We start from the raw sequence: 10188 nt of genomic DNA, 5'->3' as shown, positions 1-10188 counted from the left end.
GATTTTCCGTGGGTTACGCTTCGCTAACCCACGCTACGAGAATTGAATCTTATACGATAATTCTGTTTCGGTACTTACTATTTATCTGTTTTATTAATCATGTGTAAATCCTAAGGATAACGAAAATGCCCACTAATCGGATATTGATACAAAATATCACTTTCTTCCGTGCCACGCCCAATGTTATGAATAATCAATGGCGTGCCATCTGCCGTGGTATTGTCCGACACAATGCCAATATGCGGTAGCTTTTTACCATTGACATCCAGTCGCCATGTGACCAAATCCCCTGCCTTAAAACTTGCCTTATCGGTCAGCGATAAGGTTTTGCCATGCCGTTTAAAAAACACTTCCAAGTTTGGCACACGCCGATGGTCGATATTGTTATCAGGCTTGGATAATCCCCATGTTTTTGGGTAGGCGTTCCATGCTTTTTTCATATCCACATTTACCAAGGCTTGCAAATCTTTGCCTTGTTGTCTATAAGCTCGAATCACCACATCGGTACACACGCCTGTGGATTTGTCCACATCCCCCATTGGGAATTTAAGCTTGCGATAGGTTGGGTCGTAGCTAGTGGTTACGCCAATTTGTTGCCGTGCCGATTTGACCAGTGGCGGTGAGTTGGGGTGGTCTTTTGGCTTTGGTATTAAGGTTTGCTCAAGTGTGGTCACAGCGGTGTCAATCGCTGAGGGTTTATTGGGTTTGGCGGTGCTGGTATTTTGGTTTGGCGGTTGGCAAGCGGTTAAGACAAGGCAACAGCCAATGATGGATAAATGATTTTTCATAGTCGCCAAAATTGATGATTACAATGCGATGATAATAGCATTTTGCCAAATTTAAGTTTGTGAAAAATTGATGGATTCCATGACGACCAATCTCATTTAAGCTATCATGCGTTTTTAACCATAATATTTTTAGGTGGCATAATGAATTATCTATATTTAGCATTGGGCTTGTTGGCGGGCATGGTGTTACCAGTACAGGCTTCGATTAATAATCGGCTAGGGACGATGTTTGGCAAAGAGCCATTATTTGCCAGTTTTATTTCGTTTTTTGTGGGGGCATTGGTATTGGGTGTTTTGGTGTTGCTCAGAATTGATAATCAAGTGATTAGCCAAGGCTTTGGCAATATGACCTTAGCTGATAGTTGGAAATGGGTAGGCGGTGCGATGGGGGCATTTTTTGTGTTCACCTCAATTTTTCTTTCCCCCAAAATTGGGGTCGCCAACATGATGTTCTTGTTTATTTTGGGGCAGTTGGCTATGGCAATGTTGATTGATAGTTTTGGTTTAATTGGTATGCCTGTACAAAGCGTGCATTGGACAAAAATCGTAGGTTTGATTGCGATGGTGGGTAGTGTAGCGTTTTTTATTATGGGTAAAAAATGGTTTGAATAATTGGTGAATGAGCAAAAAATTCAAAAATTAATGAGGTTGGCAAAGGCTTAAAGCGTTGAATAAGTCATATCCTAAAATAGCAAATTTCTTTATAATAAATCCAGTTTACACAGATAACTGAAAATAGATTAATTAAAAAATCAGGACGACATCATGCCCACTTTAACCAACAACATCCCAGACAATATCGGACAATTTTACCTTGGCACGGACGTATATCCGCAAGATACCCAAGGACAGCCCACCCTCTATGACATGGCGGACTTGACCACCCATGCCGTCATCATCGGTATGACAGGCTCTGGTAAAACAGGCTTGGGGATTTCGTTACTCGAAGAAGCCTCACTCGACAATGTGCCGATTATCGCCATTGACCCAAAAGGCGATTTGGGTAATTTGGCATTGACCTTTCCAAACCTTGCCCCAAGCGATTTTGAGCCGTGGGTTGATAAAAGTCTGGCAGGGCAGTCTGGTTTGAGCGAAGCCGACTTTGCCAAACAAACTGCCGAGCAACTTGCCAAAGACTGGCAACAAGGGCTTGCCAATACCCACCAAACCCTAGAGCGTGTGCAAGCGTTAAAAAACGCCAATCCTGTCAGCATTTACACCCCTGGAAGCGACAACGGTCTGTCGATTGCGTTGCTTGGCAACCTTGTACCGCCACCTGATGCGGTGAAAGCCGAGGGTGAGGCGTATGCCGAATATATTGATGCCACCGTGTCGGCATTGCTAATGTTGCTCAAGGTCAATGGCGATAATTTTAGCCCTGAACACGTTTTTTTGGCACAACTGCTCAAAACCGCTTGGGACAATAACCAAACCTTGACCCTAGTCGATTTGATTACCCAAATCCAAACCCCACCGTTTGACAAAGTGGGTATCATGCCGTTGGCTCAAGTGTTTGCCGACAAAGACCGCATGGCGTTGGCGATGAAGCTGAACACCTTGCTTGCGTCACCCTCATTTGCTAACTGGTTAAAAGGGATGCCGTTGGACTGTGGCTCGCTGTTTTATGGGACAGACGGCAAAGCCCAAACCAGTGTGATGAATATTGCCCATCTATCGGACGATGAACGGTTGTTTTTTGTCACCCTGTTGCTGACCAATTTATTGGCGTGGATGCGTCGTCAGCAAGGCACATCGACCTTGCGAGCGATTTTGTATATGGATGAGGTGTTTGGCTACCTACCACCGAACGGCAATCCACCGACTAAAGTTCTGCTATTAACCTTGCTAAAACAGGCTCGTGCGTTTGGCTTGGGTATTGTGCTTGCTACGCAAAACCCTGTCGATTTGGACTACAAAGCCCTATCCAATGCAGGGACTTGGTTTATCGGACGCTTGCAAACCGCCCAAGACCGTGAGCGAGTGATGGACGGCTTGCTGTCCGCAGGTAGCAATAATTTGACCAAAGCTGAACTCGGTACATGGTTTGACCAACTGGGCAAACGTCAATTTTTGTTAAAAAATATCCACGAAGCCAGTCCTGTGATTTTTGCCACTCGTTTTACCCTAAACTACCTCTCTGGTCCTTTAAGCAAAAATGCGATTGCCACGCTAAAAGCCCAAAAATTAAGCCTTGTGAATGCCCAAAACCCTGCCCAAATAGGTACGGCAATCCCTGCTGTGACCGCTGACCCATTGCAAAGTTCATCAAACCAACCGCCTGCCTTGCCAAAAGATATTGGGCTGTACTTTTTGCCAAAAGATAGCGTAAGCGAAGGGCAGACTTTTTATCAACCACAAGCCTTTGCGTATGCGAGGGTGTTTTTTAACGATAAAAAATCTGGGGCAAACACTCAGCAACAGTTAATTTTAACCACGCCATTTGGCGAACCGCCTTTAGTCGTGGACTGGCATGGGGCGGTGTTAAGCGATGTTAGTTTTGAGCAATTGCAAACCTCTGCTCATCAACCTGCGGTGTTTAAAGAATTGCCGACTCAAGCCCTTGATAAAGCCAACTGGAAAGCATGGGAAAAAGAAGCCAAAGAAGCCATTCGCCAACAACAAGTGCTGAATTTATGGTGGGTCGAAAGCGTTGGGCTATACAGCGAAGTGGGCGAAACCGAAGCCAGTTTCCGCAATCGCCTTGCCGTGCCATTGCGTGAACAGCGTGACATTGCCATCGCTAAATTGCGTGATAGCGTTGCCAAAAAACAAGAAGCCTTAAACAAAAAAATCCAAACTGCCAACGAAAAATACGAAAAAGAATCTGCCGAAGCCAACAAAGGCTGGCTCGATGCAGGCATGAGTATTGGCTCTGCGGTGCTAGGGGCATTTATGGGGCGAAAAGCCTTGTCACAAACCAACATCACCCATGTCAAACGTGCGATGAACTCGGTGGGCGACATGAACGCCACCAAACAAAGTGTCGCCGAACTTGACGGTGTACGTCAGCAACTGCAAGCCGAATACACCGCCCTTGAGCAAGATTTACAAAGCCAATTGGACGCACTTGCCCAGCAGTTTGACCCACAAAGCATTGCCTTTGACAGCGTACAAATCACGCCCAATGTCAAAGATATTAGTATCTTATTGGTGGGCGTATTGTATCAGCCGATTTGATGATGGTATAAAAATTGGCATTTGTGGTAAGATAGGGGTTTTGAGATAAATTAAACATTCACGGAAATCCCCATGACTGATACCCAAGCCCAAGCCGATTTTTTGCGTTATGCCGAACTTGCCGAACAAGGCGATGCCGAAGCCCAGTATCAAACAGGGCAATGCTATGCCAAAGGCTTGGGCGTTGCTCAAAATTACCACCAATCTGCCCATTATTGGCTGATGTCTGCCAAACAACAGCACCCTTTGGCACAAGTGTATTTGGGGACGTTATTTGAAAAAGGGCTGGGGGTAGCTCAAGATTTTGTCAAATCTGCCCAATGCTATCAAGTCGCTAGCCAACAAAATTTAGCGATTGCCAAAGTCCGTCTTGCCATGTTATACCTCAAAGGGCAGGGCGTGCCACACGACCCTAAACAAGCCATTGCATTATTTATCCAATCTGCCGAACAAGGCGAGCCAACCGCCCAATATAATTTAGCCGTTGCCTACGAAAAAGGCTTGGGCGGACTGACACCCAATGACCAGCAAGCCCTTTTTTGGTATCAACAAGCCGAGCAACAAGGCTATCCACAAGCCACGCAAGTATTACAACAAGCCAAATTTACTGACTTATTGAATGTTCAAGCTAATATCTCGTCCAATACCCTAACTCACATATCCTCTAGCACGCCAACACCCACCGCTGATAATGGCGAAGCCTTGTTTGAGCAAGGGGTGGCGTTGTTGGGGCAGGATTTGGCAGGGGCGATGGACGTATGGCGAAAATCTGCCGAACAAGGTCATGCCAAAGCCCAGTATAACCTTGGAGTTGCCCATTTATGTGGGATTTCCCAATCCGAGCCGAATATTGATAGAGCGGTGGAGTATCTTAAACAATCTGCCGAGCAAGCCTTTCGCCCTGCTCATTTGGTGTTGGGATGGTTGTATCAAGGTGGGGCAACGACTTTACCCCAGTCGCCAGTGGGTTCAAGCTTGCCAATCGACCATGAGCTGGCATTGGGCTATTATGAGGTTGCCAGCGAATTGGGTAACCCACAAGCCCAGTATTTTTTATATCAAATGTATGCCACAGGCAATGGGGTGGATGCCAACCAAGAGGTGGCATTAACATGGTTACGCCAATCTGCCAAACAGGGCTATGGTAAAGCGTTTGAGCGACTAGAAGCATTAGATAATTAACGGAAGGTATAAGTAATGACAACCACTAAAAAAATCCTCGTCACAGGCGGTGCTGGCTATATCGGTTCGCACACGCTGATTGAGCTTATCCAAGCAGGGTTTAGCCCCATTGTGTATGACAATTTATCCAATGCCAGCCCCATCGCCCTTGAGCGAGTCGAGGCGATTGTTGGGCAAAAAATTGACCTTATTCAAGGCGATATTTTGGATAAAGACTTGCTTGCCAAAATCTTTGCTGAACATGAATTTTTTGCGGTGATTCATTTTGCAGGGCTAAAAGCGGTGGGCGAATCGGTTGCCAAGCCGTTATGGTATTATCAAAATAACGTCACTGGCACACTAAATTTATTGGATGCCATGAGCCAAGCCAATGTGAAAAATATCATTTTTTCATCCTCAGCCACTGTGTATGGCGACCCAGCAAGCCTACCGATTACCGAAGATATGCCTCGTTCGGCGACCAATCCGTATGGTCAAAGTAAGCTGATGATTGAACATATTTTGGCGGATTTGGCGGTGTCGGATGGCGATTGGCAGGCAGTTTCGTTACGTTATTTTAATCCGATTGGGGCGTATCATACAGGCACAATTGGCGAAAATCCCAACGGTATTCCCAATAATCTCATGCCTTATATCAGCCAAGTGGCGGTGGGTAAACTCAAACAACTCAGCGTGTTTGGTGATGATTATGACACGGTAGACGGCACAGGCGTGCGTGATTATATCCATGTGGTGGATTTGGCAAAAGGTCATGTGAAAGCCTTGCAATATTTGCAAACTAAGCAAAAGCTAGGCTTTGAGGCGATTAATCTTGGCACAGGCAATGGTACGTCCGTGCTTGAATTGGTCAATGCTTTTATCAAAACCACCGAGCAAGCCGTGCCTTATACGGTTGCCCCAAGACGGGCAGGGGATATCGCCAGTTGCTATGCCAGTAGCGATAAAGCCAAGACATTATTGGATTGGCAAGCAGAAAAAAATATTGAGCAAATGTGTGAAGATACGTGGCGATGGCAGTCGAATAATCCGCAAGGGTATGTGTAAATTTTGATGCAAAAAATCCCCAATTTGACAAATTTCACTTGACCCACCACGTCAGTAAGCGATAATAAGCGGTTATTTATACTTAATTTGATTTTATTTACGGTTTGTTATGCCAAAGACGCTTGCCCCACTTGCTGTTAGTGATTTTAGCCATGAAACGGTTTTATTAACTGAAACCGTTGCCAGTGTGTTGGGGGTCAAAAACCTTGATGCCTTAGGTGAGCGACCCACAGGAATTTTTGTTGATGCGACCTTTGGGCGAGGTGGACATAGCCGATTGTTGCTTGAGTATCTGAGCGATGACAGCCGTTTGATTGTGTTTGACAAAGACCCTCAAGCGATTGCAGTCGCCAATGCGTTGGCAAGCCAAGACCCACGAGTGACTGTGGTGCATGAAAGTTTTGCTAGCCTACAAGCCAGTTTACAAGCGTTGGGTCTTGAGCAAGTCGATGGCATTATGGCGGATTTGGGCGTGTCATCACCACAACTCGATGATGGTAGTCGTGGCTTTAGCTTTATGCGTGATGGCGTGGTGGATATGCGAATGGATACCAGCCGAGGACAGACGGTGGGTGAGTGGCTTGCCGAAGTCGATGAAACCACGCTTGCCGATGTGCTGTATGAATATGGCGAAGAGCGTCATAGTCGGCGGATTGCCAAAGCCATTAAGCAAATGCCAAATTATGATTCGACCTTAGCCCTTGCCGAAACGATTAAACAGGCTCATCCGAATTGGCAAAAAGGCAAACACCCTGCAACGCAAAGTTTTCAAGCCATGCGAATTTTTATTAACAATGAATTGGGCGATGTGGCAAGTTTTTTGGAGCAGTCGCTGTCGGTATTGGCGAGCGGTGGGCGATTGGCGGTGATTAGTTTTCATTCGCTCGAAGACCGTATGATTAAGCAGTTTTTGCAAAAACATAGCAAAGGGCAATACCCAGAAGATGAGCATTTGCCGATACCAATCCCTCGCCCTAAACTATTGAGTAAGCCTGAGCGTGTTGCCCCTTCCGATGCCGAAATCAAAACCAACCCAAGAGCCAGAAGTGCGTGGTTACGCAGTGCCAGTCGTTCAGCGGTTCATTTCACCTTAACAAGCTAGAGAAAATAACGTGTCATCTGTCAATCCTCAAGCCATCACTACCCCAAATGCTCAGTCTAAGCCGACCCCACCTGTGCCACGCACAGACATCATTAATATGAGTATTATTGAGGTGTTAGAAAGCGATTATCGAGGTGTGAGTTTATATACTGTGGCAATGGGGATTTTGGTCATAGCAATTCTTTGGACAGGCGTTAGCGTGGTGGAGCAAATTCAAAGCTACCATCACCGCTATGGTGAGATGTCAAAACTCAAAAAAGAATTTCGTCAATTACAGGTCGAACGCCAACGGATGTTGATTGAACAGCAGACGTTCAGTGCCACGCCTCAGGTCACGCAACGAGCGGTGGCTGAATTGAATATGTTTTATCCAGATTTATCAGATCGGATGATTGTGCATGCCAATCAAGGTCAATACTCAACAACACAGACAGTAAATCAAGCAACAGCAAAGGCTCAATAAGTCAGTGGCGTTGAATGATATCCCTACAAAATTTATCTTATACCAAGCCTAATAAATATTGTATTGTAGGGGTTTATTACTAATAGGACTTACGCAAAAGACACTGGATTCCTGCATTCGCAGGAATGACGACCAAATTTAAATTACTCGTCACCCCTGCGTATGCAGGGGTCTAGCGTCTTTGTAAAGAAACGATATTTTAAAATTGCGTAAGTCCTAACTAATTGAAACAACAATCATTATCACATAACTTTATCAGAACCTTGTAGAAACAGTTCCACTCTATGCCAAAAGATACCCCAAATACCGACTTGCCTGCGAATAATTCTGCCAATAAATCGAGCAAAGCGAAGACTCGTCAAGCTACTAGCCCAAAGCAAGCCTCTAGCTCAAAAAATACTGGTGTATTGCCCAAAAAAGTAAGTACACCAAAACGGCGAACTTCTGCGTTACGTGGGGCATCGTTACGTGGTGGCGTTGAGGAGGATAGTTTAAGGTTTAAAGGTATTTGGCTATTGATGGGGTTGGGGTTTTTGGCAATTTTTGTCCGATTGTACTATATTCAAGTCATTAACAAAGATTATTACCAAGACAAAGGCAATACCCTTATCACCACGACACGTGTTCAGCCGTCATTCCGAGGCATGATCACTGACCGTAATAACATTCCGCTTGCTATCTCTGCTCCCTTAGTGACTTTGGTGTTTAGCCCACATGAATACGCTGTTGAATATTATTCGCTCAAAGGTCGGTTACAAGAACTACAAGCCTCTACGCCCAGTGAAGCGGTGAAGAAAGAAATCGAACGCATTACCAAACGCCTACAAAATATGGATTTGGGGAAATTGTCTGCCCTCACAGGCATTGATGTGGCGGAGTTTCAAAATGCGGTACGTCTTAATGATAATGTGAATTTGAACGACAAAGAAGCCATTCAAGCGGTACTCCCCACTGGGGCAGGCTCACATTATTTCTTACTGATGAAAGATGCCAAGCCAGAGCTTGCCAAGCCGATTATTGATAGCAATTTTGTGGGCGTTAATGCGGAGCATTTTTACCAGCGTTTTTATCCCCAGCCTCAGCCCAATGCCCAATTATTGGGTTTTATGGCACGTACTAGCGATAAACAAGCAGGGCATTATCAAGGGCAGGCAGGGATTGAGCGAGTATTTAATGATGTTTTGTCAGGTAAAAATGGCGAAATACTGGTGATGCGTGATGCCAAAAATAACAGTATTAGTGACATTGAGCAAATCAAACCTGAAATTGCAGGTAAAGACCTACAGCTCACCATTGATTCACGTTTGCAATATATTTTATATCAACAACTTGAGCAGGTTGGACGACTACAAAAAGCCCGTTGGGCGACAGGGATGATTGTCGATGTCAATTCGGGGGAAGTCATGGCGATTTCTAACTGGCCCTCGTTTAATCCCAATGATTTAAACAGCATGACCAATGAAAATCAGCGTAATCATGCGTTGATTGATGTGTTTGAACCAGGGTCAGTGATGAAGCCCATCACTGTGGCAACAGGGCTAAAATCTGGACAGTATACAGTCAATTCTCTCATTAACACCAGTCCAGGGAGCATGGTGGTACAAGGGCATACCATCCGTGACCACGGTAATTTAGGGATTATTAGTCTTCGTACCCTACTGCAAAAATCCAGTAATATCGGCTCGGCAAAAATTGCCTTGTCATTACCGGGTAGCGTGATGAGCGATGGGCAAAAAGCCTTTGGGCTTGGCAAAAAAACCAACTTAAATTTCCCAAGCGAAGCATCAGGGCTGATTCCAGTACCAGAAGATAGGGAAACGGCACGCCGTGCCACCGTATCGTATGGTTATGGCTTGCAGGTGACGTTGGCACAGCTTGCCCAAGCCTATAGCGTACTGGGAGCAGGCGGTGTGATGCACCCATTGACATTGGCAAAAAGCACCCAAGACAATGCCCTAAATAGCAATAACACCCAAAATATCAGCATCCCTTATCAAAAACCCACCAGTACCCAAGTGATTAAGCGAGAAGATGCTCGTGCGATTGTGGACATGATGACTTCCGTCACTGAAGCAGGTGGTACAGCAACATTAGCAGCGATTGACGGCTATAAAGTCGCAGGCAAAACAGGGACAGCAAGACGTTCTAATCCCAAAGGTGGTTATTATGATGACCAATACCGCACCTCCTTTGTTGGCATTGCCCCAGCATCCAATCCACGTTTTGTGGTGGCGATTATGGTCGAAGACCCTCAAGTGCAGAAATTCGGTGGGTTGGTTGCCGCCCCAGTGTTTCGCAACGTGATGAAAGAAACCTTACGCTTGTATAATGTACCGTTTGATAAGGGCTTAACAGGCAAAGAAAATCAAACAGCCGATGAAAATAGCGTGAATGATTTATAACATGATGACATATCAAATAATTAGGGGAAA

Annotated in this window: 8 protein-coding genes; 7 read left to right on the top strand and 1 reads right to left on the bottom strand. The window is 45.4% G+C overall.

Annotated features, from left to right (window positions below):
- Nucleotides 1-110: 110 nt before the first annotated feature.
- Complete coding sequence (locus ACK1U4_RS07250) at nucleotides 111-788, bottom strand: DUF1287 domain-containing protein (protein ID WP_419400217.1); 678 nt, start codon at nucleotides 786-788, stop codon at nucleotides 111-113.
- A gap of 141 nt (nucleotides 789-929) precedes the next feature.
- Here ACK1U4_RS07250 and ACK1U4_RS07245 point away from each other — a divergent pair, with 141 nt between their 5' ends.
- The 7 genes from ACK1U4_RS07245 (at nucleotide 930) to ACK1U4_RS07215 (ending at nucleotide 10158) form a co-directional block, all read left to right on the top strand.
- The gene (locus tag ACK1U4_RS07245) at nucleotides 930-1400 is read left to right on the top strand and encodes a DMT family transporter (RefSeq protein ID WP_419400216.1); all 471 of its coding nucleotides are present in this window, start codon (nucleotides 930-932) and stop codon (nucleotides 1398-1400) included.
- Between the two features lie 153 nt (nucleotides 1401-1553).
- Nucleotides 1554-3965, top strand: coding sequence for an ATP-binding protein (locus ACK1U4_RS07240; protein ID WP_419400215.1), 2412 nt, complete (start codon nucleotides 1554-1556; stop codon nucleotides 3963-3965).
- A 72-nt stretch (nucleotides 3966-4037) separates the two neighbouring features.
- Nucleotides 4038-5147, top strand: coding sequence for a tetratricopeptide repeat protein (locus ACK1U4_RS07235; protein WP_419400214.1), 1110 nt, complete (start codon nucleotides 4038-4040; stop codon nucleotides 5145-5147).
- A gap of 15 nt (nucleotides 5148-5162) precedes the next feature.
- Nucleotides 5163-6191, top strand: coding sequence for a UDP-glucose 4-epimerase GalE (gene galE / locus ACK1U4_RS07230; protein ID WP_419400213.1), 1029 nt, complete (start codon nucleotides 5163-5165; stop codon nucleotides 6189-6191).
- A 109-nt stretch (nucleotides 6192-6300) separates the two neighbouring features.
- On the top strand, nucleotides 6301-7293 hold the full coding sequence (rsmH, locus tag ACK1U4_RS07225; RefSeq protein WP_419400212.1) for a 16S rRNA (cytosine(1402)-N(4))-methyltransferase RsmH: 993 nt from the start codon (nucleotides 6301-6303) through the stop codon (nucleotides 7291-7293).
- A 10-nt stretch (nucleotides 7294-7303) separates the two neighbouring features.
- Nucleotides 7304-7756, top strand: coding sequence for a cell division protein FtsL (gene ftsL / locus ACK1U4_RS07220; RefSeq protein WP_419400211.1), 453 nt, complete (start codon nucleotides 7304-7306; stop codon nucleotides 7754-7756).
- 284 nt (nucleotides 7757-8040) lie between these two features.
- A complete protein-coding gene (locus ACK1U4_RS07215; RefSeq protein ID WP_419400210.1) occupies nucleotides 8041-10158 on the top strand; it encodes a peptidoglycan D,D-transpeptidase FtsI family protein in 2118 nt (705 codons plus the stop codon).
- Nucleotides 10159-10188: the final 30 nt, after the last annotated feature.

This window comes from Moraxella sp. TY6 (assembly GCF_048551375.1).
GTDB lineage: Bacteria > Pseudomonadota > Gammaproteobacteria > Pseudomonadales > Moraxellaceae > Faucicola.
The sequence above is the reverse complement of the archived record's forward strand: the minus strand, read 5'-3'. Positions and strand labels throughout refer to the sequence as shown.